Consider the following 279-nt stretch of genomic DNA (forward strand, 5'->3'; position numbering starts at 1 on the left):
ATAGAGCGTCAGGTCGGCAAGGTCCGGCGAAAAAGTGGCGGCAAGGTTGTCGCCGCCGGATTCGATGAAGATGATGTCGAGATCGGGGAATTTGCGGTTCAACTCGGCGATCGCCTGCAAATTGATCGAGGCGTCCTCGCGGATGGCGGTGTGCGGGCAGCCGCCGGTTTCGACGCCGACGATGCGGTCCTCCGGCAGCGCCTGCAGCCGGACCAGCATCATGGCGTCTTCCTAGGTTCAAATCTCGGTGGTCGCCGAACCATTAAAAAAAAGATGAAG

At 59.5% G+C, this 279-nt stretch carries 1 pseudogene; it reads right to left on the reverse strand.

Annotated elements, in window-relative coordinates:
- Window positions 1-279, reverse strand: a pseudogene (locus EN852_RS40490) (GTP-binding protein); the annotation flags it as partial.

It is taken from the genome of Mesorhizobium sp. M2E.F.Ca.ET.209.01.1.1, from assembly GCF_004010375.2.
Classification (GTDB): Bacteria; Pseudomonadota; Alphaproteobacteria; order Rhizobiales; family Rhizobiaceae; genus Mesorhizobium.